Annotated in this window: 23 protein-coding genes and 2 riboswitches; of the genes, 10 read left to right on the top strand and 13 right to left on the bottom strand. The window is 61.9% G+C overall.

Annotated features, from left to right (window positions below; all coding sequences use genetic code 11):
* Positions 1 to 92: 92 nt before the first annotated feature.
* Genes FAX90_RS02880 through FAX90_RS02895 form a run of 4 tightly spaced genes read left to right on the top strand, consistent with a single transcriptional unit; the run spans position 93 to position 4,868 of the window.
* Positions 93 to 1,112: a glycosyltransferase family 2 protein gene (locus FAX90_RS02880; protein ID WP_144095352.1), complete on the top strand. Its 1,020-nt coding sequence runs from the start codon at positions 93 to 95 to the stop codon at positions 1,110 to 1,112.
* Entirely contained in the window at positions 1,112 to 2,806 is a 1,695-nt protein-coding gene (locus FAX90_RS02885; RefSeq protein WP_144095353.1) for a hypothetical protein, read from the top strand. Before FAX90_RS02880 ends, FAX90_RS02885 begins: the two co-directional genes overlap by 1 nt.
* A gap of 8 nt (positions 2,807 to 2,814) precedes the next feature.
* On the top strand, positions 2,815 to 3,882 hold the full coding sequence (locus FAX90_RS02890; RefSeq protein ID WP_144095354.1) for a glycosyltransferase family 4 protein: 1,068 nt from the start codon (positions 2,815 to 2,817) through the stop codon (positions 3,880 to 3,882).
* Positions 3,879 to 4,868, top strand: a complete 990-nt coding sequence (locus tag FAX90_RS02895) for a glycosyltransferase family 4 protein (protein ID WP_170234839.1) — start codon at positions 3,879 to 3,881, stop codon at positions 4,866 to 4,868. Before FAX90_RS02890 ends, FAX90_RS02895 begins: the two co-directional genes overlap by 4 nt.
* Here FAX90_RS02895 and FAX90_RS02900 read toward each other — a convergent pair.
* Both FAX90_RS02900 and FAX90_RS02905 read right to left on the bottom strand, forming a co-directional pair.
* Positions 4,865 to 5,602 (bottom strand): glycosyltransferase, encoded by a 738-nt coding sequence (locus FAX90_RS02900; RefSeq protein ID WP_144095357.1) that lies wholly within the window; start codon positions 5,600 to 5,602, stop codon positions 4,865 to 4,867. The genes FAX90_RS02895 and FAX90_RS02900 overlap by 4 nt on opposite strands.
* 29 nt (positions 5,603 to 5,631) lie before the next feature.
* Positions 5,632 to 6,276, bottom strand: a complete 645-nt coding sequence (locus tag FAX90_RS02905) for a sulfotransferase family 2 domain-containing protein (protein ID WP_170234841.1) — start codon at positions 6,274 to 6,276, stop codon at positions 5,632 to 5,634.
* 175 nt (positions 6,277 to 6,451) lie between these two features.
* On the opposite strand from FAX90_RS02905, the gene FAX90_RS02910 reads away from it, so the two are divergent.
* From FAX90_RS02910 to FAX90_RS02925, 4 genes are all read left to right on the top strand, one after another.
* Positions 6,452 to 7,621: a glycosyltransferase gene (locus tag FAX90_RS02910; RefSeq protein WP_144095361.1), complete on the top strand. Its 1,170-nt coding sequence runs from the start codon at positions 6,452 to 6,454 to the stop codon at positions 7,619 to 7,621.
* 48 nt (positions 7,622 to 7,669) lie between these two features.
* Positions 7,670 to 9,157 (top strand): lipopolysaccharide biosynthesis protein, encoded by a 1,488-nt coding sequence (locus tag FAX90_RS02915; RefSeq protein ID WP_170234842.1) that lies wholly within the window; start codon positions 7,670 to 7,672, stop codon positions 9,155 to 9,157.
* The gene (locus FAX90_RS16870) at positions 9,154 to 10,530 is read left to right on the top strand and encodes an acyltransferase (RefSeq protein WP_144095365.1); all 1,377 of its coding nucleotides are present in this window, start codon (positions 9,154 to 9,156) and stop codon (positions 10,528 to 10,530) included. Before FAX90_RS02915 ends, FAX90_RS16870 begins: the two co-directional genes overlap by 4 nt.
* Positions 10,531 to 10,632: 102 nt before the next feature.
* Positions 10,633 to 12,138 carry a TadA family conjugal transfer-associated ATPase gene (locus tag FAX90_RS02925; RefSeq protein WP_144095367.1) on the top strand — a complete coding sequence of 502 codons (1,506 nt, stop codon included), beginning with the start codon at positions 10,633 to 10,635 and terminating at the stop codon, positions 12,136 to 12,138.
* A 37-nt stretch (positions 12,139 to 12,175) separates the two neighbouring features.
* On the opposite strand, the gene FAX90_RS02930 is transcribed toward FAX90_RS02925, so the two are convergent.
* Positions 12,176 to 12,418, bottom strand: coding sequence for a hypothetical protein (locus FAX90_RS02930; protein WP_240704688.1), 243 nt, complete (start codon positions 12,416 to 12,418; stop codon positions 12,176 to 12,178).
* Positions 12,419 to 12,468: 50 nt separating this feature from the next.
* On the opposite strand from FAX90_RS02930, the gene FAX90_RS02935 reads away from it, so the two are divergent.
* Together FAX90_RS02935 and FAX90_RS02940 are read left to right on the top strand one after the other, a co-directional pair.
* Positions 12,469 to 13,398 (top strand): DMT family transporter, encoded by a 930-nt coding sequence (locus FAX90_RS02935; RefSeq protein ID WP_144095369.1) that lies wholly within the window; start codon positions 12,469 to 12,471, stop codon positions 13,396 to 13,398.
* Between the two features lie 77 nt (positions 13,399 to 13,475).
* Positions 13,476 to 13,589, top strand: a complete 114-nt coding sequence (locus FAX90_RS02940; RefSeq protein ID WP_420810962.1) for an entericidin A/B family lipoprotein — start codon at positions 13,476 to 13,478, stop codon at positions 13,587 to 13,589.
* A gap of 65 nt (positions 13,590 to 13,654) precedes the next feature.
* On the opposite strand, the gene FAX90_RS02945 is transcribed toward FAX90_RS02940, so the two are convergent.
* The 10 genes from FAX90_RS02945 to FAX90_RS02990 form a co-directional block, all read right to left on the bottom strand.
* Positions 13,655 to 14,299, bottom strand: coding sequence for a DUF938 domain-containing protein (locus FAX90_RS02945; protein ID WP_144095373.1), 645 nt, complete (start codon positions 14,297 to 14,299; stop codon positions 13,655 to 13,657).
* A complete protein-coding gene (locus FAX90_RS02950) occupies positions 14,280 to 14,759 on the bottom strand; it encodes a methyltransferase family protein (protein ID WP_144095375.1) in 480 nt (159 codons plus the stop codon). Before FAX90_RS02950 ends, FAX90_RS02945 begins: the two co-directional genes overlap by 20 nt.
* Positions 14,756 to 15,730, bottom strand: coding sequence for a bile acid:sodium symporter family protein (locus FAX90_RS02955; protein ID WP_170234844.1), 975 nt, complete (start codon positions 15,728 to 15,730; stop codon positions 14,756 to 14,758). The genes FAX90_RS02950 and FAX90_RS02955 overlap by 4 nt, the downstream gene beginning before the upstream one ends.
* Before the next feature lie 77 nt (positions 15,731 to 15,807).
* Positions 15,808 to 17,439: an aminomethyl-transferring glycine dehydrogenase subunit GcvPB gene (gcvPB, locus tag FAX90_RS02960; RefSeq protein WP_144095379.1), complete on the bottom strand. Its 1,632-nt coding sequence runs from the start codon at positions 17,437 to 17,439 to the stop codon at positions 15,808 to 15,810.
* Positions 17,436 to 18,794: an aminomethyl-transferring glycine dehydrogenase subunit GcvPA gene (gene gcvPA / locus FAX90_RS02965; protein WP_144095381.1), complete on the bottom strand. Its 1,359-nt coding sequence runs from the start codon at positions 18,792 to 18,794 to the stop codon at positions 17,436 to 17,438. The genes gcvPB and gcvPA overlap by 4 nt, the downstream gene beginning before the upstream one ends.
* Before the next feature lie 10 nt (positions 18,795 to 18,804).
* Positions 18,805 to 19,551, bottom strand: a complete 747-nt coding sequence (locus FAX90_RS02970; RefSeq protein ID WP_144095383.1) for a class I SAM-dependent methyltransferase — start codon at positions 19,549 to 19,551, stop codon at positions 18,805 to 18,807.
* A complete protein-coding gene (gene gcvH / locus FAX90_RS02975) occupies positions 19,551 to 19,922 on the bottom strand; it encodes a glycine cleavage system protein GcvH (protein ID WP_144095385.1) in 372 nt (123 codons plus the stop codon). Before gcvH ends, FAX90_RS02970 begins: the two co-directional genes overlap by 1 nt.
* A 17-nt stretch (positions 19,923 to 19,939) precedes the next feature.
* Positions 19,940 to 21,079, bottom strand: coding sequence for a glycine cleavage system aminomethyltransferase GcvT (gene gcvT / locus FAX90_RS02980; RefSeq protein ID WP_144095387.1), 1,140 nt, complete (start codon positions 21,077 to 21,079; stop codon positions 19,940 to 19,942).
* Positions 21,080 to 21,132: 53 nt separating this feature from the next.
* A riboswitch (glycine riboswitch) is annotated at positions 21,133 to 21,250 on the bottom strand.
* Positions 21,251 to 21,355: riboswitch (glycine riboswitch) on the bottom strand. It abuts the riboswitch before it with no gap.
* Between the two features lie 36 nt (positions 21,356 to 21,391).
* Positions 21,392 to 22,108 carry an NAD(P)H-binding protein gene (locus FAX90_RS02985; RefSeq protein ID WP_144095389.1) on the bottom strand — a complete coding sequence of 239 codons (717 nt, stop codon included), beginning with the start codon at positions 22,106 to 22,108 and terminating at the stop codon, positions 21,392 to 21,394.
* Positions 22,101 to 23,318 carry a deoxyguanosinetriphosphate triphosphohydrolase gene (locus FAX90_RS02990; RefSeq protein WP_144095392.1) on the bottom strand — a complete coding sequence of 406 codons (1,218 nt, stop codon included), beginning with the start codon at positions 23,316 to 23,318 and terminating at the stop codon, positions 22,101 to 22,103. Before FAX90_RS02990 ends, FAX90_RS02985 begins: the two co-directional genes overlap by 8 nt.

Below are 23,318 nucleotides of genomic sequence, written 5' to 3' on the forward strand. Positions count from 1 at the left end.
CGCGGCATCGTGGTTAGCCATTTCTTAAGGCAATTGTCCGATCACGGCAGCAGAAGTTCAGATTGCGCGCAATTTTCGGGGGCGAGAACACCTTGCGGCTCATCATCCAAATACCCTGCCTGAACGAGGCGGATCACTTGCCGGACACGCTTGCGGCCCTGCCGCGCTCGATCCCCGGCATCGACGATATCGAGATCCTCGTCATCGACGATGGCAGCAACGACAACACGGCGGGCGTCGCGCGGCAGTGGGGCGTCCACCACGTCGTCAGCCACCGCCGCAACCGCGGACTTGCAGCCGCGTTTCAAACCGGCATCGATACGGCACTGAAGGCCGGGGCCGACATCATCGTCAACACCGACGCAGACGGCCAGTACGAAGGCGCGGACATCGCCGAGCTGGTCCAGCCGGTCCTGCGCGGCGAGGCCGACATCGTCATCGGTGATCGCGGCGTTGCCGACAATGCCCATTTCGGACCGTTCAAACGCCGTCTGCAACGCCTTGGCAGCGCCGTCGTGCGCCGCGCGTCGGGCACGACCATCACCGACGCGGTCAGCGGCTTTCGCGCGATCAGTCGCGAGGCAGCCCAGAAACTGACGATAACGACGGAATTCAGCTATACCACAGACATGCTGATCCAGGCGGGTCGCAAGCGGATGGCGGTCAAAAGCGTACCGGTGCGGACCCACCGCACGCCGCGCCCTTCCCGCCTGTTCAAGTCAATCCCCCGCTTCATTTCGCAGACCGGCGTCACGATCACGCGCGCCTATACGACGCACAACGCGCTGCGCGTCTTCGTCGGCCTCGGCATGGCACTTGCGATCGTCGGACTTCTGCCGATCATGCGCTTCGTGTGGTTCTATCTTGGTGGCGACGGCAACGGTCATGTCCAGTCGCTGATCATCGGCGGTTCGCTCCTGATGCTGGGCACGCTGGTGGCCGTCATGGGCATCCTCGCCGATCTCATCGCGACCAATCGCAAGCTCCTGGAAGCCACCCTCTACAAGCTGCGCAAGCTGGAGGAACAGCTGGCCAGGGGCGACGAGAATCCCGGCCACGAAGAGGGTGACAGCGCCGAGATCGTTTCCCTGAAAAGCCATCGGAGCCGCTGATGGCCAGCGCTGCGGTGCCGGTAGAAACGGGGCTCGCGCATTCCGGGCCGGAAACCCGTCCGGCTCACGCCGATAATGTCAGCGCCAACTGGCCGCTGATCGCGATCCTTGCGCTTATTGGGGTGCAGGTCGCGATGGTCTTCACCCGCGCGATCAACTGGGACGAGTTTTTCCACTTCAGCCAGATTGTCCGCTATGCCGCTGGCGAGAACGTAACACTGCTCCAGTCGCCGTTCCTGCCCATGTTCGCATGGGTGCCGGGCACGACCGACCTGGCCATCGGCGACATTCGCGTCATCCGGCTGCTGATGGTTCCTTACGAACTGGCGATCCTGCTCGCGATCTATGGCTGTTCGCGCGTCTTCGTCCCGCGTCCGCAGGCGCTGCTGGCGGTTCTTGCCTATGCGGGGGCAGGGTATGTCCTGACGAACATGCTGGTCCTGCGTGCCGATCCGATGGCGACGGCGCTGGGCATGGGCGCGCTGTGGATCGTCCTTGCCCGGCCCCTGCGCGCGGCATGGCTTGCGCTTTGCGCCGTACTTTTGCTGCTGGCCATGGCCTGCACGATCAAGTCGGTGTTCTACGGGTTTCCGATTCTGGGAGCCTTGCTTTGGCGTCATCAAGAGATTGCCCGCCCGCTGCGCAAGGCGATCTTCGCAGCATTGGTGACGGCGGTGATCGGTGGCATCGCGTTTCTCTCGCTCCCTCTTGGCCAGACCGGCTTTTTGGCAAAGGCCGCACCGCTGCAACAGCTCGCGCTCGCCTCGCTCGACAGGATGTTCGGTGCCGGTCTGTTTCCCGAAGGCGGCTACCTGCTATCCCAGCTTGGCAAGGCGCCTTACGTTCCGATCGCGATTGCCGTGGGCCTGTGGCAGTGGTTCGCGCGGGAAAAGACATGGAGCGCACGGTTGGGTATCGCCCTGCTCCTCGTGCCCTTCTTCACCGCAGCGATCTATCGCAACTCCTATCCCTACAACTTCGTCTTCACCCTTGCCCCCGCCGCGCCGGTCATCGCGCTGGGCCTGGCATGGTTTGTCGAGCGGTACGGGATGAAGCTGGTCATGCTGGTCATCGGGGCCAGCATCGGGCTTGTCCTCTTGAACGAAGACCGCCAGCCCGCGAAGAACCAGATCGCGCTGGAACGCGGTGCCCATGAAATCTTTGGCGGCCGCGTCACCTATATCGACAACAGCGGCATGATCGGGCGTTTCACGCGGGCCGTTCCCACGTTCTCCACCGGTTGGGGGCTTGCCGGCTACCAGGCGCAGGGCAAAGCGCGTTACAAGCTTGCAATGGAAAAGCACGTCGTCCCGATGGTTATCGCCAATAGCGGCACACTGGCCAATGCCTTGCTCGGCACGCCGAGCGATGAGGTCCTTCTTCCCGAAGACGTCGCAGCCCTGCGCGGCAACTACATCCCGCACTGGAGCGGTATCTTCGTGGCAGGCAAGATCGTGGAACCCGGCCAGGGCACCGAGACGGTCGAGGTGCTGGTCCCGGGCCGCTACACGCTTGAAGGTGCGGACACCTTGCTGGACGGCAAAGCCGTTCCGGTCGGCGAAGTGGTCGTGCTGCCGCGCGGAAGCCACAACATCGCGCGTGATCCCTCGCGGCAGGTAATCCTGCGCTGGGGCGACCATCTCCCGGTACCGGCCACGCCGGAGCCGGAAGGCGCGATGTACACGCAATATTGAGCCGGGTCATGGCGGGCACTGAACCACGCATCATGTTCGTGACCCGCAAGTGGGCGCCTGCCGTCGGCGGCATGGAAACCTACTCGATGCGCCTGACAGAGGCCTTGCGCGATTTCGAAGCGATCGAAGTCGTGGCCTTGCGCGGCAAGGCGAACGGCATGCCGCCGGGGCTTCTCGCGCTGCTCGCCTTCCCTTTCGCGGTGTTGATCCGCTTTCTTTCGCGACGCACGGCGCCCGCCGTCCTTCATGTCGGGGACATGGCGCTCTGGCCGGTCGGGTTGCTTGGCCGGTTGGGTTCGGCAACGCGAATCGTGCTGTCCGCGCATGGCACCGATGCGGGTTATCAGCGCCGTGGTGGTTTGAAAGGGCGGATTTACGGCGCCTACCTCAAGCTGGGATCACGGCTTCTTCGCTCTGCGACGGTCATCGCGAACTCTCGCGCAACGGCCGAAGCCTTGGCCGAAACCGGATGGTCGGCAGCGCCAGTGGTCCCACTTGCCACCGATCTTGGCGGACCTATGCCGGACGGCACGCACAACGGACGGATCCTGTTTGTTGGGCGGCTCAAGAAGCTGAAAGGCCTTGGCTGGTTCGTGCGCGAAGTCCTTCCGCTGATCGACCCGGAAACGACGCTGGACGTGGCGGGAACGGCCTGGGACGCGAGCGAGCGGGCCGCGCTCGACGATCCGCGCGTCCATTATCTCGGCCAGTTGGGCGGAGACGATCTCGTCACCGCCTATCGCGAGGCGATGTGTGTCATCGCGCCCAATATCTCCACCGCCAGCGGGGAATATGAAGGCTTCGGCCTTGTCGCACCTGAATCGGCGTCTTGCGGCGCTTACCTGCTGGCCGCGGATCGCGACGGGCTGCGCGATGCGGTCCTGAACGGGCGGACCGGATTCCTTATCGAAAGCGGCAATGCCAAGGCCTGGGCCGACGCGGTCGAGCGATGCAGGGCCATGACGCCCGACGACCGCGCCGTCTTTCTGAAAGCAAGCGTCGAGGCCGCGCGAGAAGTCTATTGCTGGGAACGCGTCGCACGCGACACTTACGCCGCATACGGGCTGCGGCCATGAAGATCTGGCTGCCATACACCCATGCCCCCACCGGATCGACCACGTTCATCAAGGCGCTGGGCCGCTGGCTGGACAAGCGCGGTCACGAGGTCACGGTTCAGGCGTTTCCCCACGCGTTTCAATATGCGCCGCGGCTCTTGAAAGGCATCGCCCCGCCCGAAGGGACAGAGGCGATCATCTACAACAGCTGGAACGCCCCGGCCTTTCAGCGCGATGACTTGCGCACGATCTGCGTCGAACATCTCTTCGTACTGGACCCAGCAATCCATCGCTACAAATCGGCCTCGCAGGCGATCTTCCACGACCTGTTCGTGCGCAGCTTCATCGCGCATGGCTATGCCCTTGCCGACCACATCGTAGCAGTTAGCGAATATACCGCGCGCGCCGTTCGCGCCGAATTTCGGCATAGCAATCCGGTCGCCATCCCCAACGGCATCGACGTCGAACGCTTCCGCCCGGTCGCACCGCCGCCCGTGGATGGTCCGTTTCGACTGTTCTTCGCGGGCACGCCCAGCATTCGCAAGGGCATCGACCTGCTCGCGCCGATCATGCAAAGCCTTGGACCGAGTTTCCAATTGCGGATGACAGCGAACGAGAGCGACTGCCCCGACCTTGCCGGTCTGGCAAACGTCACGTTCCTGGGCCGTTTGCAACAGGATCAGATGATCGGCGAATACGCGGCCTGTCACGCGCTGCTCGCGCCGACACGGCTGGAAGGGCTGCCCTTGTCGGTGCTGGAAGCCATGTCCTGCGGAGCACCGGCAATCGCCAGCGACATCTCGTCACTGCCCGAGGCGGTTGAGCATAGGCACACGGGACTGCTTTGCCCGGTGGACGAGGTGCAAGGCTTCATCACTGCGGCTCGAACGCTCGCTGCCGATCCCGCGATGCGACTGGAAATGTCGAAAAATGCCCGCGCGCGTGCGGTAGAGCAGTTCTCAATCGACCGAATGGGTGAGGCCTACCTCGCCCTGCTGATGGATTAACGCCTGCCGCCGAAATGCCGCACTCGCTTGTAGAGCGGATAAACGACCCAATAGAGCTTCTGAGAAATGCGATCGACCGGCCCGCGCGCATGGACCGCGTGGATCAGGCGATTTTCGACCAGCCGTTTTTCAAGGCTGGGCCAGTCCCGCCGCGCGCTGATGCCATCGGCAGGCATGACCGCGACGATGCGGTTCACCACCTTGCACGTCGCACCTGATCGTTTGGCGCGGAGCATGAATTCGTAGTCCATGCCGACCTTGTACCGCGCATCGAACGCGCCGATCCGGTCATAAAGATCACGCCGCACGAACGCCCCCTGGTGCGGCACGCACATCGACCTTTCGAGCTTTGCGCCCAGCCCGCGCGAACGGAACCGGATGTCTCCATCGGGATGCGTGACGAGGACATCGAAGCTAACGATGTCGCTGCCATCCAGTTCGGCCTCGATCTCGGCAAGGGTCAGACCGGGCGCGAACAAGTCGCCCGCCTGCAGGATCAGGAAATATTCGCCCGTCGCCAAGGCGATACCCTTGGTCATGGCATCGGCGATTCCCTTGTCGGGCTCGCTGATCCATCGCGTGCCGGTCTGGCCGAGATATTCGGACGTCCCATCGCTCGAAGCGCCGTCCACGACGACGTGCTCGATCCCGCCCATCGCAGCGACGCTGGCCACTGTCGCAACGACCCCTTCTCGTGCATTGAAAGCTGCGGTGACAACGGAAATTTTCGGCATCGTCGTTTTCGCGGAAACCAGCTCGTGCCCTAAAAGCGACACGTGTCGTAGCCAAACCGGACAAGATCGTCGCCGTGTTTCTCGCCGACCATGTCAAAGGTTTCCTGGCTATAGAACGACCGCAAATCTCGAGAACGCTTGGAAGCATTCGCGTGCGGAAGTTCGACCTCGATACCAATTCTGCGAATTGCCTCGGCAAAGTCATCGGTCAGGTTTTCAAAGCGACCCACGAAATCGACAAGGGAGACGCCATTATCATCGTCCAACAGGTCGCTTTGTACCCGAATTGGCCGCGAGTACCGCTCTCGGATATAGGCATCGAACGAACCTAGCGAGACAACTTTTTCGTGCCGCTGATCCTTTTTCTTCTGAACGATGTAGTGGTACATGGATATTTCCCAATCCCATGGATTGCGCACAAAGGCGAAGCTGAATTTACGGTTCCAGCAATCCTCGCCCAAAATATTTCTGATGCTCGCGGCGGTGATGTGCCTTTCGCTGATCAGCCAGCGTTTTTCTCCAAGAATCGCGTCCGCGACGCGAGGAAACTTGAGCGCCGGCTTGCGGAAACGAAAAATCCTATCCGAATAGGGCAGTAACGCCTTGGTGACTGACATCCCGCCAGCCTTGAAAACATGAACAAAAATGAAGTTATGTTTTTGTGATAAAAGCAAACCAACCTCTATGTCCCGGAGGGCCTATGATTGCTGACTAGGTTATGGACTTTTGAAGGCAAGTGAAAACTCCGGCCCGATTTTTCCCCACCCCCCCGCAGCGCTCGTGCATTTCGCCGGCCTTCGCTAAGATAGACCAGTCACCTCTGATCAAAATAGCAGAAAGCCTTATCAAGTGAATCCGAACCCGTTGATCGCCATACCCGCTTTCAATCGGCCCGATGCTTTGGCACGCCTTCTAAGGAGTGTAAGCAATAGCCGCATTACAGGCGACCGGCCGCGCGTGCTGATTTCAATCGAAGGCGAGGCTCCACACGAGACGGTCGAGGTCGCCGAAAGCTTCCGAGACAGGACGATCCAATTTGAGGTTGAGATAGTAATGCGTTCGAGGCGCCTAGGCCTGCGAGAGCACATCCTTAATCTGGGCGACTTGAGCCGCGATCATGGTTCAGTCCTTCTTCTCGAAGACGATCTGACAATCGACCCCTATGCTTACGAATTCGCCAAAGCCAACATGTCGGCTTACCGGGACGACAGCGATATCGCTGGGCACGCTCTCTACGCGCCGCGCTTCAACGAGTTTGCTTGGCTTCCCTTTGAAGCACTGGAAAATGGGTACGATACCTATTTCATGCAGGTGCCCTGTTCATGGGGGCAGCTCTGGACCGCAAATCAATGGATCAGGTTCCGAGAATGGCTTGGACGTGATGACTTGCCGGATCTGCGCGAGGATGTCCGATTGCCGCGTTCCCTGAGAAGATGGCCTGACAGTTCCTGGAAAAAGCACTTCGCTCACTTCATGGCGAGCGAGGACCTGTGGTTCACATATCCTTATCGCTCCTTCAGCACCAATCATGGCGAGGGCGGAAGTCATCTCAAGAGCAAGGTTCATCATTTCCAGACGCCGATGCCACTGCCCGATCGCACAGTTCGAGGCTGGTCACTTTGCCCGAGCGAGGATCGATCGGTTGCGTACGACGCATTTATGGAGCCCTGCGGCACGGCTATTTCTTTGAACCGCGATGACCTTACAGATGATGTTACGGTCGATGCCTATGGGATCAAACCGCCAGAATACCTGCAAAAATTCAGTTGGGTAATTACCAGCAAGGCAGTTCGCCACGCTGAAGCGGTCTTTCCTGTCAGTATGAGACCGATCGAGCACTCAATTCTGCAGCCAAGCGAGCCGAAAGCGGGATCGCCAAACCTCTATCTGGTCCGTTCGGCACTTTTAAATGACGAGGGAGCAAGTCTCTCCAAGGAATGGCTCAGATACTGGCTGGGCTCGTTCGTGATTTCACGCCGTCTTGTCTCCCGTTTCCTGAAAGCGTTCTGGGGGCGATAGCGATGGCTCCGGTCACACGAGATCCTGCATATTCGGATGGCGCCATCAGTGCCTGAAGCGGAAAAAGATCGGCTCGCCAGACAGACCGGCAAGGGCGGTATGTCAGCAATCGCCATTCAGCTCGCGAACCTCAGCATCCAGGTTGTCAACTTGGCGATTTATTCCCGCCTGTTACCTCCGTCTGACTTCGGCATTATCGCCCTGTCGACCTCGTTCAGTGCCCTGATCCTAATCTTCAAGGATCTCGGTTGCAGCGCGGCAGTCATTCAGCGCGAAGATCTGAAGGAAGCGACACGCCGAACGGCTTTCACACTCAACATGGGCGTTTCGCTCGCGCTGATGGCGGTCAGCATCGTCCTTGCGCCAATTGCCGCGCGAGTGCTCGGCGAACCTCGTCTGACCCCGGTGATTATCGTCTCCGCATTATTTATACCCGTCACTGCTGCTGGAGCCATTCACTCTGCACTGCTCAGACGAGAGATGGCGATCGCTACCGACCGCATGATTGCGCTTGTATCGATTGTCGTGGGCAGTGTGATCGGCATCGTTCTCGCAATTGCTACCAACATTGGGTACTGGGCGCTGGTCGCCCAGACTGCGACCGCCGGGTTTACTCAGACCTTGCTTCTTTGGCGCGCATCCGAATGGCAACCACGCATGACCCGTAAGTTGGAAGACGCCGGGTCGATCCTTGGCTACGGACTACCCTTGACAGGTACCGAGCTGATTTTCTTTTTAAACCGCCGCCTCGACGACCTGCTAATCGGCTGGCGATGGGGAACGACCGATCTAGGGTTCTATTCGCGCGCCTATTCGATACTGATGCTGCCCCAATCCCTCATAAGCGGCCCCGTTACGGGAGCGATAGTGCCGGCCTTGAGTCGCCTGCAGTCCGATCCCGCTGCTTGGCGAGATCTGCTTTTGTCTTCGGTCAGATTCGTCTCATGGATGCATTTCGCAATTGCCGCCCTAATAATCGCCAACGCACAACAGATCGTAGCACTTCTTCTCGGGCCAGAATGGGGCCGGAGCGTTCACATTCTGCAGACTCTCGGTCTTTCCATGTTTGCGCGCGGAATAATGAACCAGAATCCTTGGATATACTTGTCCCTCGCGCAAACCCAGCGAATGCTGAACTGGCAGATACTAAGTCTTCCCATTTTCCTGATCGGCATGATATCGGGTCTTCAATATGGGCCTGAAGGCGTAGCATTAGGTTTTGGCGCTGCCCATCTGCTCATAGCTTTCCCCAGCGTGTATTTTGCAGCCGCAAAAAGTCCGGTGGTGGGCACGGGCGTACTGGCGACACTTGCACCTTCCGCGATTGTCGGCGCGATCGCTGTTGCAGTTTCGTTGGCAATTTCCACCAGCCGCGAGCAAAACGATCTGACTTTCGTGTCGCTCGCTTTGCATTTGTCGGTCACAATGGCGGTGATGACTGCCGGATTTTTGGTAGTCTTGGTTGCTTCGCCGCGGCTGAGGCAGTCTATCAGCCAAATCCTGACAATTTTTCGGACGGAGCAGAGTTTAAGATGAGCCGAAACAAACGCACGATCCGGCAATCGCTTTTGCTCGTCCTTGAAAAAATCATCACGAAAATTACGAGCGCGATTAATTCAGAAAAACAGGCGCGCCTCCGCAAGGAAATGCAGTTTTGTGGCGTGGGTGGATTTATAGATCCCACAGTGACGGTCGTTCGACCTCCAGCGCTTTCGGTAGGGAATAATGTTTTCATCGGAGCGGATTGCTTCCTCCACGCAGAAGGCGGGATCGAAATCAGGGACAACGTCCACATTTCTCGCCGGGTAACGATCTACGCGTCTGACCATGATTTCCGTAATCAGGCGGTCTTGCCGTACGGAGAGAAGCGCACATGGTCTCCGGTTACGATTGGCAAGAATGTCTGGATCGGCATGAACGCATCCATCTTGCCGGGCGTAACGATCGGGGAAGGCGCCATTATCGCAATGGGTGCGGTCGTATCGAAAGATGTGTCGCCAGGCGAAATCGTTGCACTGCCTGGACAACGTGTGATCGGATCCAGAGACATGACACAATACGTCAAGGCCGAGGCTGAAAAGGCATATGGCGGGAAGAATGGCAGGCCCCTGACGAATGCATCGGTTGGTGATTTCTGGCCAACGGGGTCTGCACGCGTCCCTCAAATCACCTTTGTCGCCAGCACCGGGCGTTCTGGCACGCAAAGCTTTGCGCGCTGGTACGATACTCTGGACGATGTCATCGGTCTGCACGAACCGCGTCACCAACTAATCAAGTGGTCCACCGACTACGCCGAAGGCAGGTTATCGCGTGACGCCATACGCAACCTACTGACCAATTCCATGTTGAATGGCACTGTTTACGATCCGGCAAAATCCTATGTCGAATCCGATCAAAAGTACTTCAATGTAATCGATATTTTGTACGATCTTTTCCCCACGTCGAAGTTTATCTGGCTCGTACGCAAGCCTGAGGAAGTAGTTTCCTCGATTATCGGACGGGGTTGGTATTCTGATGCCCCCAAATCTTATCAGACTGAAAAAGCTGCTTGGTTTTATGAAAATTGGCGGGTCCAGGGAAATAAAACAACGCCAGAGGCACTAAACTTTTCTAGAATGACCCAGTTCGAAAAGTGTTGCTGGTACTGGCACTATGTAAATTCGACTATCAAGTCGCAAATGACGCCTCTAGCCGCAGATCGTAAGCTGATCGTCAGGCTTGATGACTGGCACCGTCGCACCGGCGAATTGAGCGCTTTTGCAGGCTCAAGGTTCACTGCCTCCCCGCCGGTTACCGAAAATAAAGCCCGTCATGGCCATCACCACACGAAAAACTGGTCTGAAACAGAGAAGGAAGCTTTCGCGCGGTGGTGTGAACCGCTGCGGGTTGAGCTCTTTGGTGAAAGCTGACCCTTTCCGGCTAGAGTGTTAACCAAAAATTTGCCCTAAGCCATGATAGTGCCAGCAGCCGGTGCCACATGTGAGCGCCGATCTGCTGATCGAGGATTTGGAATGAACGCTTTCGGCCGTCGCAACGGAATGAACGGAAACGGGGGAGGACGCCCCGCCTTCGGTGTCGCAAGGCCGATGAAGGGGGCAGAGCCGCTGCGCACGCAGCCGCCCGCGCCGCCGCCGATGGACGACGACCAGTTCCCGCCGCCGCCGCCGGCCGCATCCACCCCCGAAGAAGAGGCGCTTGCCCGCCTTGCGGAACGCGCGGCCGCCGAACATGCCGGCGAAGCAGTCATCGAAGGCTTTGAAGCGAGCGTTCACCGCATCAAGGAACAGGTCCTTCCCCGCCTTCTCGAACGCGTCGACCCCGAAGCGGCCGCGACGCTGACGAAGGACGAGCTTTCCGAAGAATTCCGTCCCATCATCCTCGAGGTGCTGGCCGAACTGAAGATCACGCTGAACCGCCGCGAACAGTTCGCGCTGGAAAAGGTGCTGGTCGACGAACTGCTGGGCTTCGGCCCGCTCGAAGAACTGCTCCACGATCCCGACGTGTCGGACATCATGGTCAACGGACCGAACCAGACTTACGTCGAAAAGAGCGGCAAGCTGCAGCTCGCCAAGATCAAGTTCCGCGACGAACAGCACCTGTTCCAGATCGCGCAGCGCATCGTGAACCAGGTCGGCCGCCGCGTCGACCAGACCACGCCGCTGGCCGACGCCCGCCTGAAAGACGGTAGCCGCGTCAACGTCATCGTCCCACCCCTGTCGCTGCGCGGCACGGCGATCTCGATTCGTAAATTCTCGGAAAAGCCGATCACGATCGACATGCTCCGCGACTTCGGATCGATGAGCGACAAGATGGCGACCTGCCTGAAGATCGCGGGCGCAAGCCGCATGAACATCGTCATTTCCGGCGGTACCGGTTCGGGTAAGACGACGATGCTCAATGCCCTGTCGAAGATGATCGATCCGGGCGAACGCGTGCTGACCATCGAGGACGCGGCCGAACTTCGCCTGCAGCAGCCGCACTGGCTTCCGCTCGAAACGCGTCCGCCGAACCTTGAGGGCCAGGGCGCGATTACCATCGGCGACCTTGTGAAGAACGCCCTGCGCATGCGTCCTGACCGCATCATCCTGGGCGAAATTCGCGGCGCGGAATGTTTCGACCTTCTGGCCGCGATGAACACAGGCCACGACGGTTCGATGTGTACGCTTCACGCCAACAGCCCGCGCGAATGCCTTGGCCGTATGGAAAACATGATCCTGATGGGCGACATCAAGATTCCGAAGGCCGCCATTTCCAAGCAGATCGCCGACTCGGTCGACCTGATCGTGCAGGTGAAGCGTCTTCGCGACGGTTCGCGCCGCACGACCAACATCACCGAAGTGATCGGCATGGAAGGCGACGTCATCGTCACCCAGGAACTCTTCACGTACGAGTATCTGGACGAAGGCGAAGACGGCAAGATCATCGGCGAACACCGCCCGTCGGGCCTGCGTCCCTATACGCTGGAAAAGGCGCGCCAGTTCGGCTTCGACAAGGCCTATCTGCAGTCCTGCCTCTAATTCGGGCTAGAGCATCGAAACCACGGGATCGCGCCGGTTAAAGCGGCGCGATCCATGTTTTGAGGGCCAGCCCGCCGGTCACGACCGCGATCATCAGGGCAACGAAGAACACCGGCGTCCACGGCACCCAGCCGACCCGGTCGGGCGCCTTGCGCTTCATACGGCGGCGATCGGCCAGCAGCGCGACGGCCGCGACCAGCAATCCCGCTACCGCGATGATCGTCCAGCGACCGGCGTCGCTGGTCACAAGGTTTTCCATGTCCATAACCTGATGCCGCATGTGCGAATTGCCGCTTGATCGCGGCCCCGTGCGCGCCCAATAGCCGCGACATGCCGCAAAGCGCAAACCCGACCGTGCACTTGCCGGACGCGCAGCACCGACCGGTGCTTGCCCTGACGATCCGCTTTTTCGCCGGGGTCGCGCTGGCCACGATGCTGATGCTGGTAAAGCTGGGCAAGACGCGCGGCATCGATCTTACGCACATGCTGCTGGCGCGGCAGGGGCTGACGATACCGATCCTGCTCGGCTGGCTGGCGATGCGCGGCCAGATCCACACCATGCGCACCGAACGCATCGGCAGCCACGCGTTTCGTGCAGGTACCGGCACCATCGGTATGGTCCTCAATTTCGCGGCGCCGACCCTGCTTCCCCTTGCCGTTGCCACGACGCTCAGTTTCACCAGCCCGATGTTCGCGGTCGTCCTGTCCGCCCTGCTGTTGCGAGAACACGTCGGCCGGTGGCGCTGGCTGGCGGCGACGCTGGGGTTCGTGGGCGTCGCCCTCGTGGCCGACCCGTTCCACGCCACTGTCCCGATGTTCGGTGCCCTTGTCGCCATCGGGGGCGCATTCATGGTCGCGCTGATCTCGATCCAGATACGCGACCTGACCAAGACCGAGGATTCGGTCGCCATCGTTACGTGGTTCGCGATTTTTGCGACACCCGTCCTTCTGATCGCATCGCTGTTTTCGGACTGGAACTACGGTATCGGTGACGTGCTCGTCATGCTGGGTATTGGCGTTGCCGGCGTTACGGGCCAGCTCCTCCTGACCGCGTCACTGCGCTTTGGGCCGGTATCGACCGTCATCATCATGGATTACATGGCGCTGATCTGGGCGACGAGCTACGGCTGGCTGATATTCGACAATCTGCCCCCTGCCAGCCTGTGGCTCGGCGCGCCGATCGTGATCCTGGCGGGCGGCATAATCGTGTGGCGCGAACAGAAGCTGGCCAAGCAACGCAACGAAGCCGCGCTTCGTTGACGGAACCAATGTTGGATCACGGCGTTTTCCCTTTCAAATCACTTGAAAAGGAAACTGTGATGATCCGTCGTATCGTTATGGCCGCCGCAATCGGCTCGCTCGCTCTCTCCGCTGCTGCCTGCAACACGGTCAAGGGCGCCGGTGAGGACATTCAGTCGGTCGGTGAAGCCGGTGAAGAAGCGATCAACTGATCGCTTTCAAAAGTTGCTAGCAAAACGCCCGTCGGACCCCGGTCCGGCGGGCGTTTTGGTGTGCGTTATACGCGCCGGTAGACGAGGATGAGGTTGTTCGCGGGCATTGCGATCCGCGCATCGCGGACCAGCCCATTCGATGTGGCCAGTTCGTCTATCGCGGCCACTTCGCGAAGGCCCCAGCTTGGATCGCGCGCCTTCAGGTTCGCATCGAAGGCAAGGTTCGAAGGCGCGGTCGGAGTATCGGCCTCGATAAACGGGCCGTAGAGCGCAAGCGGTGCACCGCGCGCGAGGATACGCCCCGCCAGTGCAAAAAGACCGACGGTCGCCGCCCAGGGCGCGATATGGGTCATGTTCGCGCAAAAAATCGCCTCGGCCGTTTCAACCGGGCAATCGCCCGCGGCAAGATCCAGCTTCACCGGCGGCAACAGGTTTGTCAGCCCGCTTTCCGCCCGCCATGCCGCAATCGATGCCAGCGCCGCATCCGAAACATCGGTCGGCTGCCATTCGAGCATGGGAAACTCGCTTGCGAAATGCACCGCGTGCTCACCGGTTCCGCTCGCGATTTCGAGGACCAGCCCGCTTGCCGGCAGGATCGCGCGCAAGGCGTCGGCAATGGGTGCGCGATTGCGCTCGGTCGCGGGGGCGTGCTGCTTCGCCGCGGCGTCGGCCAGCTCGAAAGGCTTGGGATCAGATCCAGCGTCGGACACGGCGGCGATATTCCTCGTAAGTCTGGCCGAACCGGCGTGAAAGGTGCGCTTCTTCGCGCCGGATCACGAAGACCTGGACCGAGATGATGGACAGCGGCAAGGTCAGCAGCCCGCCAAGGCAGTTCATGGCGACCGATATGCCAAAGCAGACCAGCGCCATGCCCAGATACATCGGATTGCGGGTAAAGCGGTAGATACCCTCGGCAACGAAGACGGTATCGGCTTTCCAAGGTTCCGGATTGTTGCCCGACCGCCTGAACCGCAACAGGGCCTGAACGATCACGACGACTCCGACGGCAATAGCGCCCCCGCCAAGTATCCAGCGAACGGCGGTCGGGATCGCGGGGTTGAGCCCGAACAAATCGTTGATGACCCGCCCGATCAAAAGGAACCCGAAGAACACCAGCGGCGGCGGGAAACGGACCTGCGCGCTGTCTTCGTCGACGCCGAAAATGCTCATGCCGCGATTGCCTTTTCATCCCCGGCACCGTTCCGATCCCTGCGCCAATAAGCCGCAAGCAGACTGCCGATGACCACGTGATAGACCGCCGAGATCGCGGCGGGAACCGGGGCCAGCGCGGCCTGCATCGGATCGACGAACTGGCGCGCAAAGGCCGGTGTCGAAGCAAGGCTGGCGCCAAGGCCGGAATTCTGCATCCCGACCTCGATCGAAATGGTCCGCAGATCGTCACGCCCGAAACCGAGCGCCCGTGCGATCAACCAGCCAAGCCCAAAGCCTAGAGCATGAAGCGCCAGCAAGGCCAGCAGCAGGACACCGGCATTCGCCTCGATCAGCGGCTTCGACTTTGCCACGATGGCCGCGACAATCAGCACGACGAAGACGATGGAAACGATGGGCGCCACCGGGACAATGCGCCGCGTCAGCCCCGGCAGGTAACGCGCCAGCGCGACCCCCACGACGACGGGGACCAGCACGACCGAGACCATGTCCAGGAACAGGCTCCACCGGTCTATCTCGATATAAACGCCCGCCAGCCAGCCCGTCAGCAGCGGGGTCAGCACGATGGCGACAAGCGTGGAGGCCATCGTCATCGATACGGATAGCGCGACGTTCGCCCGCGCCATGTAGGCGATGACATTGCTGGCCGTGCCGCCGGGACAGCAGGCGACGAGGATCAGGCCCACGGCAAGACCGTTCGACAGGCCGAACACCCCGGCCAGCGCCGCGCCCGAAAGCGGCATGACGGTGAATTGCAGCACCACACCGGCAAAAACCGCGCGCGGCATTTTTGCGACGCGCCGGAAATCAGCCACCGTCAGCGTAAGCCCCATGCCCAGCATGATGATGCCCAGCATGACCGGGATCAGCGGCTGGCCTAGCGGGCGAATCGAACCGTCCGTCACCCACGCGAAATCGCCCGGCGCGAACCAGGCCCAGGCGACGCCCAGCACGGTCCAGACCGCAAACATGTTCGTGATCCGCTGAATCAAACGTTGCCCCTCTTCCCGCGCGGCTTATGGCAAGCCGCGCGGGCGTCGGCAAATTTTCAGCTTCCGCCGATTTCCGAAAGCGACGGCGTGCCCGGCGGAACGCCCCCCGCTTCTGCGTTCGGGGCCTTGTAAGTCAGCACCGGCTTGCGCGCGGCGCGGGTCTCGTCAAGACGGCGGCGCGGGGCATGGTGTGGCGCGCTTTTCAGCGTGTCGTCTCCGGCCTTGGCGCGTGATGCCAGGCTCTTCATCGAGGCGATGAAGCGGTCGAGGCCGTCCTTGCTCTCGGTTTCGGTCGGCTCGATCAGCATGGCGCCATGGACGACGAGCGGGAAATAGACTGTCATCGGGTGGAAACCCTCGTCGATCAGGCCCTTGGCGATGTCGAGAGTGGAGAAACCGTCGGGCAGGTTGTCGTCGCTGAACAAAGCCTCGTGCATGCACGGGCCGGCATCGGCGAAGGGCGCATCGAGATCGCCTTCAAGGCTGCGCAGGACGTAGTTGGCGTTCAGCACCGCGTCTTCCGCCACCTGGCGAAGACCGTCGACACCGTGGCTGAGCATATAGGTCAGCGCGCGAGTGAACATGCCCATCTGGCCATGGAACGCGGTCATCCGTCCGAAGGTCTGCGGCAGGTGATCCTTCGCCCCGCGTTCCTCGACAAGGCGCAGGCGGCCCTTTTCGTCGCGGCGGACGAAGGGGATCGGCGCAAAGGGCGCAAGCCGCTCCGACAGGACCACCGGTCCCGAACCCGGACCGCCGCCGCCGTGCGGGGTGGAGAACGTCTTGTGCAGGTTGATGTGCATGGCATCGACGCCAAGATCGCCGGGGCGTACCTTGCCGACGATGGCGTTGAAATTCGCCCCGTCGCAATAAACCAGCCCGCCCGCCGCGTGGACCGCGTCCGAAATGGCTTTCATGTCGCGTTCGAACAGGCCGCAGGTATTGGGGTTGGTAATCATCACGCCCGCAACGTCGGGGCCGAGCCGGTCCTTCAGTGCGGCCAGATCGACACGACCCTCCTTTGTCGCAGGGATGTTTTCCACCCGATAGCCCGCGAAAGCCGCGGTCGCCGGATTGGTGCCGTGCGCGGATTCGGGAACGAGGATCACTTCGCGCGCATCGCCCCGCGCCTCCAGCGCGGCACGGATGGCAAGAATACCGCACAGTTCGCCGTGCGCGCCAGCCTTCGGGCTCATCGCGACAGCTTCCATGCCGGTCAGCTTGCACAGCCAGTCGGCCAGCTGCTCGATCACTTCGAACGCGCCCTGCACCGTGTCCATCGGCTGCAGCGGATGGATATCGGCAAAACCGGGCAGACGGGCCATCGCCTCGTTCAGGCGCGGATTGTGCTTCATCGTGCACGAACCCAGCGGGAACGGGCCAAGGTCGATGGCATAGTTCTGACGTGAAAGCCGCGTGTAGTGACGCACCGTTTCCGGCTCGGTCAGGGAGGGAAGATCGACCGGCGCCTTGCGTGCGAATTTTGCCAGCGCGGGGCTGATCTCGCCCGGTTCCTCGTCGAAATCGACGCCGCACTTTTCTGCCCCGCCCAGTTCGAAGATCAGCGCCTCTTCCAGCGCGAGGCCCGCATCGCCGCTGGCGGTCCGGACCGCAGCGCCGTTTCCGGCTTCGCCCATCTCAGGCTTCCATCCTGTCGGGTTCAGGGCACTCTTATTCGGGGCGTTCATGCGAGTTCCTCCGCAAGAGCGGCGACGAGGGCGTCGATATCCTCGTCGCTGCAAGTCTCGGTCACACAGACGATCAGCCCTTCCGACAGGTCGGCGGAATCGGGATAGAGGCGGCTGAGCGACACGCCCGACAGGATGCCGCGTTTCGCCATGCGAAGGGCCACTTCGCGCGAATCCTGGCCGACGAGGCGCAAGGTGAATTCGTTGAAGAAACCGCCCTGGTTGACGACTTCCACCCCGTCGATAGCCGCCAGCTTGCCCGCAGCCTTCACCGCTCGGGCGTGATTGATGCGGGCCAGCTTGTCGAGCCCGTCACCGCCCAGCAGCGTCATGTGGATGGAAAACGCCAGCGCGCAGAGGCCGGAGTTGGTGCAGATGTTGCTGGTCGCCTTCTCGCGGCGGATATGCTGTTCACGGGTCGACAGGGTGAGGACGAAACCACGCTTGCCGTCGGCGTCCACGGTCTCGCCGCAAAGGCGGCCCGGCATCTGACGCGTATACTTCTCGCGCGCGCCGAACAGGCCGAGGTAAGGCCCGCCGAAATTGAGTCCGACGCCCAGCGACTGCCCCTCACCCACCACGATATCCGCGCCCAGCGAACCGGGGCTTTCCAAGAGGCCCAGCGCGACCGGTTCGGTCACGACCGCGACCAGCAGCGCGCCCTTGTCGTGCGCGGCTTCGGCGATCCTGGCCAGATCAGGGATGCGGCCCAGAATGTCGGGGTACTGCACGACGACGCACGAAGTCTTGTCGTCGATCATGGCGATCAGCGCGTCGTCACCGGCATCGGCGATCAGCGCGGGCGAAAGTTCGCGGATCTCGTCCTTGGTAAACTTCGCCATCGTCTTTGCTGTCGACAGGTAATGCGGGTGGATCGGCCCGATCACGACCCCGTCGCGGCGCGTGATGCGCCCGGCCATCGCGATCGCTTCCCAGCACGCAGTCGAACCGTCGTACATCGAGGCATTGGCGATGTCGGTGCCGAACAGGCGGGCGACCTGCGTCTGGAACTCGAACAAGACCTGCAGCGTGCCTTGCGCGATTTCGGGCTGATACGGCGTGTATGCGGTCAGGAACTCGCCGCGCTGGATCAGGTGATCGACACTGGCGGGGACATGATGACGATAGGCACCGGCACCCAGGAAGAACGGCGCATCGGCCGCCGACAGGTTCTTGGCCGCCAGCTTCTTCATGTGCCGCTCGACCGCCATTTCGCTGGCGTGGGCGGGAAGACCCGCGATCTCGGCGTTCAGCGCCCCTTCGGGCACGTCGCGGAACAAGTCGTCGACCGTGTCCGCGCCTATTACGCGTAGCATCTCGCTGCGATCGGTGGGGGTAAGAGGCAGATATCGCATTGTCTCGGGTTCAATCCTTGAAAGCGAGGAAACGCAGGCGAACGTAATCGGCGGTCCAGTTGCCGTCCGGGTCCTGCAGTTGCGGGGCGAGAAGGTCGACGGTTTCGGCGATCATCGCCTCTCCGTCCTGCTGACCGAAAAAGCCGTGGCGAAACGTGTTCAGCCAGGCGGCCATGCCATCGGGAAGCGGCGTCGGCCGTGGGACAAGCGCGATTTCTTCAACGCGAAAGCCTGCCGCCTCCAGTTCGCGGGTGGCGCGCGCGACGCTGGGGAAGTTCTGCCGGTCAACCGAGGCTTGACCACGGCGCTCCGCAACAGCACGGATCGCTGTGCGGATGGCCGCGATATTGCCGAAGCCGCCGCATTCGCAGGCAAAGCGCCCGCCGGGCTTCAAGGCGCGATTGACGCCTTCGTAGACCGCCGGATGATCGGGCATCCAGTGCAGCGCCGCGTTGGAAAACACGGCATCGAATTCGCCATCGAAGTCGAGTGCCTGTCCATCGCCCTGCCGCACGGTCAGCCCGCGCGCCCGGGCGACTTCCAGCAGGCCCGCGTCGGCGTCATAGCCCAGCACATCGGCCCCCGCCTCGGCGATCCGCGCGGTCAACACGCCGTCGCCGCAGCCAAGGTCGAGCACGCGTGCCCCGTCCTGCGGTCCCAGCAGGTCCAGCACGGGCTGCCCCAGCGCGGGGACGAACGATGCGACCGTCCCGTAGGCCTTGGCATCCCATGCCTGCGGGGTACCCGTGGCGGTCATCAAAGCGTCTCGACGTATGCCTTGTAGGCCGCTTCATCCATCAGGCCGTCAAGCTCCGACGCGTCCGACAAAAGCACCTTGAACAGCCAGCCGTCGCCTTCCGGCTTTGTGTTCACCAGTTCCGGTTCATCGGCCAACGCGGGGTTGGCTTCGCGTACTTCGCCAGAAACCGGTGTGTAGACGTCGGAGGCCGCCTTCACCGAATCGACGACCGATACCGAATCGCCTTTCGAAACGCTGTCGCCCTCGCCCGGAAGCTCGACGAAAGTGATGTCGCCAAGCTGTTGCTGCGCATAGTCGGTGATGCCGACGGTGCCCATCGGGCCGTCGACCGAAATCCATTCGTGGTCCTTGGTGAAATAGGTCGTCATGGCATCGAAGCTCCTGCTCAGGCCTTGGGTTTGCGGTAATAACGGTGGGGAACGAAAGGCATGTCGGTCACGGTCGCGTCGAGCATCTTGCCGCGCACCTCGATCTGCAGTTTCGTGCCCGAAAGCGCGTGCCCTGCCTCGACATAGCCCATGGCGATAGGGCCGCCGACCGTGGGGGCAAAGCCGCCGCTGGTGACAGTTCCGATCCGCGCGTCGCCCGCGAAGATCGGCGCCCCTTCGCGTGCGGCCATGCGGCCGTCGATCGTCATGCCGACGCGCTTCGCGCTTGGCCCCTTGGCCAGCGTTTCGACTATCTTTCCAGCGGCAGGGAAACCGCCCTGCTCGCGCCGCTTCTTGGAGATGGCGAAAGCAAGGTCCGCGCTGACCGGGTCGGTCTGTTCGGTGATATCGTGGCCATAGAGCGGCAAGCCCGCCTCAAGCCGCAGACTGTCACGCGCGCCAAGGCCGATGGGCTTGACCTCGTCCATCTCGGTCAGCGCGTCGGCCAGCATAGCGACCTGCTGCGCCGGGACGGAGATTTCGAACCCGTCCTCGCCGGTATAGCCACTGCGCGTGATGTAGAGCGGAACGTCGCCCCACTTGGCGTAAGTGCCCTGCATGAACGACAGGTCCCGCGCCACCGGGGCAATACGGGCCATCGCGTCGACCGCCTTGGGCCCCTGCAGCGCCAGAAGCGCCTGTTCGTCATGGTGGGTCAGGGTAATTTCGTCGGGCAGGTATTCGCGAAGGTGGCCGATATCGTCCCACTTCACCGCGCCGTTCACGACCAGCGCGTAGTGTTCGCCCGCGTTCGTTACCATCAGGTCATCGAGGATGCCGCCTTCTTCATCGAGCAGCATCGAATACCGCATGCGTCCGGTCTTCAGCGCAGAGAAGTCGCCCGGCATCAGCGCCTCGAGCGCCTCTGCCGCGGCGGCCATGTCGCCGTCCGGACCGGACACAGAAAGCTGGCCCATGTGCGATACGTCGAACAGGCCCGCGTTTTCGCGCGTCCAGTTATGTTCGGCAAGGATGCCTTCGTACTGGATCGGCATCGAATAGCCCGCGAAAGGCACCATGCGCGCGCCGCGTTCCCGGTGCCACGCATCGAGCGGCAGGCTTTCGATCGTTTCGATTTCGGCTTCGTTATCGCTCAACTTGCAAGCTCCGTTTACAATCGGCAGGCCATCGGGCCGCAAACTGCGAACCCGCGGCCCCCTCTGTCACGGAAACCTGAGAGCTTTCCCCCGTTCCCAAAAAAGGATCGGAGTTACCCCTTCGGTGGTTCATGCCATGAACTGGCAGGAACGCTTTCCAGAGCGTCGCTATCGACCGGCACGGTCCCTTGTGCCTGAGAGATTCCGGGGCGGTTGCTCCTTCGGCGGCAGGTACTTCACATATGCGAATCACCTGCGCTCTCCCGCGCGGTCAGCGACTGGCTTCGGCTTTGTCTGCGCGGGGGCGCCGAGTCAATCGGCCAATGCCCCGTGCGTGGGCTTAATCCGCCGTTTTGCAAGGGTCAGCGCCGGTGCGCGCAAGATCGCGTCGTTGTCGTGAACGAAACGACCCTCCGCCTTTTCACCGGCCAGGGCGAGCATGGCACGCGCCACGTCCTCTGCCTTGATGGAGCGGAAACGGCGATACTGGCCGTGGAGCATCAGGTCGGTCACGGGACTGGCCATCATGGCCAACCGTTCGCCCCTGCGCCGTTCGCCGCCGCGCGGGCCGCGCAGCAGGCCGGGTCGCAGAATGTCGACACGCGCGAAATCCATCTTGTTAAGCGCGTTTTCCATCTCGCCCTTGACGCGAAGGTAGAATGCCTTGGCATGGGCATCGGCGCCGACCGAACTGACCGCCACCATTTGCCGCGTTCCGGCATAGGCCGCGGCCTTCGCGCACTGTACGACAAGCCCGTAGTCCACGGCACGAAAGGCCTGTTCGTCCTTACCCGCCAGTTTCCAGGTCGTGCCCAGCGCGCAGGCCAGCACCGTGGGCTTCATGTCCGCGATCGCGCCCGGCCAGTTGGCGGGATCGGCGATGATCATCTCCATCCGTGCGCCCGGCGGCAGCGGTGCTTCGCGCCGGGACAGCGCGGTCAGCCGGACATTGGTGAAATTGCGCGCTTCCCCGATCAGGCTCATCCCGACAAGGCCGGTCGCGCCGATAAGGACGAGCCGTTCAGACATTGCTGAGCTCCTCCGGCGGCGCGCCGAACAGGTCGGTGTAGCGGCGGATGGCGTAACGATCAGTCATCCCTGCGATGAAGTCCGCGATGTGCCGCGCACGGGCAGGCTGCGCCTTGGGCAAGGCGGCCTGCCAGTCATCGGGCAGCAGCGCGGGATCGGCGCTATACGCCGCGTGCAGGCGTTTCAGCAGGTCGACGGCAAGGTCGGCAGTCCGCTTCTGCGCCGGGTGGTAATAGACATTGTCGTACATGAACCGCTTCAGCACGCGTTCGGCCTCGCTCACCCCGCGTGAAAAGCCAGAGAGCGCGCGGCCCGCCATGCGGACTTCCAGCGCGGTTTCGACCCCGGCGTCGGCGATGCGCCCCTTCGTCTCGGCAATGACGTCGTTTACCATCCAGCCGATCTGGCTGCGCACCAGTTCGCGCTGAAGCCTTTCGCGCGGCGTGCCGGGAAAGCGCCGTTCGATCGCGCGCCACTGTTCGGCAATGAAGTCCATCGCCAGAAGCTGGTCGAGATCGATGAAACCGGCGCGCAGGCCGTCCTCGATGTCGTGGTTGTCATAGGCAATGTCGTCGGCAACCGCGGCCACTTGTGCCTCAAGCGAGGACCAGCGGCCCAGATCGAACGGGAATGCCGCGTTCAATTCCTCCAGCGCCCAGGGCAGCGGCCCGTCATCGGGGACCGGCCCGTTGTGCTTGGCAAGACCTTCCAGCGCCTCCCACGAAAGGTTCAGCCCCTCGTGCGTGCAATAGGGGCTTTCCAGCCGCATCAGCGTGCGCAGCGTATGGGCGTTGTGATCGAACCCGCCCTGCCCGGCCAGCGCGGCGTCCAGCGCGGTTTCACCTGCATGGCCGAACGGCGCATGGCCGATATCGTGGGCAAGGCACAGCGCCTCGGTCAGATCCTCGTCGAGGCCAAGACTGCGCGCGATGACGCGGCCGACTTGCGCGACCTCAAGGCTGTGGGTCAGGCGCGTGCGGTAATGATCGCCATAGGGCGCGACGAAGACCTGCGCCTTGTGCTTCATCCGGCGGAAGGCGATCGAATGGATGATGCGGTCACGGTCGCGCTGAAAGGCGCTTCGCGGGCCGCGCACGCCGCCGTCCGGCTCACCGAATTCGCGCCCGCGCGATAGCGCGGGATCGGCGGCATAGCGCGCGCGATAGCCAATGGCCTCGCCTCGATCGTCAGGAGCAGCCAGCGTTTCCAT

Source organism: Croceicoccus sediminis (genome assembly GCF_007570835.1).
GTDB lineage: Bacteria > Pseudomonadota > Alphaproteobacteria > Sphingomonadales > Sphingomonadaceae > Croceicoccus > Croceicoccus sediminis.

Bases quoted from the DNA above. Each gene is read 5' to 3' on its own strand.
- FAX90_RS02885 (WP_144095353.1), top strand. From the start codon at position 1,112: ATGGCCAGCGCTGCGGTGCCGGTAGAAACGGGGCTCGCGCATTCCGGG.
- FAX90_RS02985 (WP_144095389.1), bottom strand. From the start codon at position 22,108: ATGTCTGAACGGCTCGTCCTTATCGGCGCGACCGGCCTTGTCGGGATG.
- FAX90_RS02940 (WP_420810962.1), top strand. From the start codon at position 13,476: ATGGCCGCCGCAATCGGCTCGCTCGCTCTCTCCGCTGCTGCCTGCAAC.
- FAX90_RS02930 (WP_240704688.1), bottom strand. From the start codon at position 12,418: ATGCGGCATCAGGTTATGGACATGGAAAACCTTGTGACCAGCGACGCC.
- gcvH (WP_144095385.1), bottom strand. From the start codon at position 19,922: ATGACGACCTATTTCACCAAGGACCACGAATGGATTTCGGTCGACGGC.
- FAX90_RS02950 (WP_144095375.1), bottom strand. From the start codon at position 14,759: ATGAGCATTTTCGGCGTCGACGAAGACAGCGCGCAGGTCCGTTTCCCG.
- FAX90_RS02900 (WP_144095357.1), bottom strand. From the start codon at position 5,602: ATGCCGAAAATTTCCGTTGTCACCGCAGCTTTCAATGCACGAGAAGGG.
- FAX90_RS02970 (WP_144095383.1), bottom strand. From the start codon at position 19,551: ATGACCGCCACGGGTACCCCGCAGGCATGGGATGCCAAGGCCTACGGG.
- FAX90_RS02955 (WP_170234844.1), bottom strand. From the start codon at position 15,730: ATGTTTGCGGTCTGGACCGTGCTGGGCGTCGCCTGGGCCTGGTTCGCG.
- FAX90_RS02935 (WP_144095369.1), top strand. From the start codon at position 12,469: ATGCCGCAAAGCGCAAACCCGACCGTGCACTTGCCGGACGCGCAGCAC.
- gcvPB (WP_144095379.1), bottom strand. From the start codon at position 17,439: ATGAACGCCCCGAATAAGAGTGCCCTGAACCCGACAGGATGGAAGCCT.
- FAX90_RS02890 (WP_144095354.1), top strand. From the start codon at position 2,815: ATGGCGGGCACTGAACCACGCATCATGTTCGTGACCCGCAAGTGGGCG.
- FAX90_RS02990 (WP_144095392.1), bottom strand. From the start codon at position 23,318: ATGGAAACGCTGGCTGCTCCTGACGATCGAGGCGAGGCCATTGGCTAT.
- FAX90_RS16870 (WP_144095365.1), top strand. From the start codon at position 9,154: ATGAGCCGAAACAAACGCACGATCCGGCAATCGCTTTTGCTCGTCCTT.
- gcvPA (WP_144095381.1), bottom strand. From the start codon at position 18,794: ATGCGATATCTGCCTCTTACCCCCACCGATCGCAGCGAGATGCTACGC.
- FAX90_RS02925 (WP_144095367.1), top strand. From the start codon at position 10,633: ATGAACGCTTTCGGCCGTCGCAACGGAATGAACGGAAACGGGGGAGGA.
- FAX90_RS02895 (WP_170234839.1), top strand. From the start codon at position 3,879: ATGAAGATCTGGCTGCCATACACCCATGCCCCCACCGGATCGACCACG.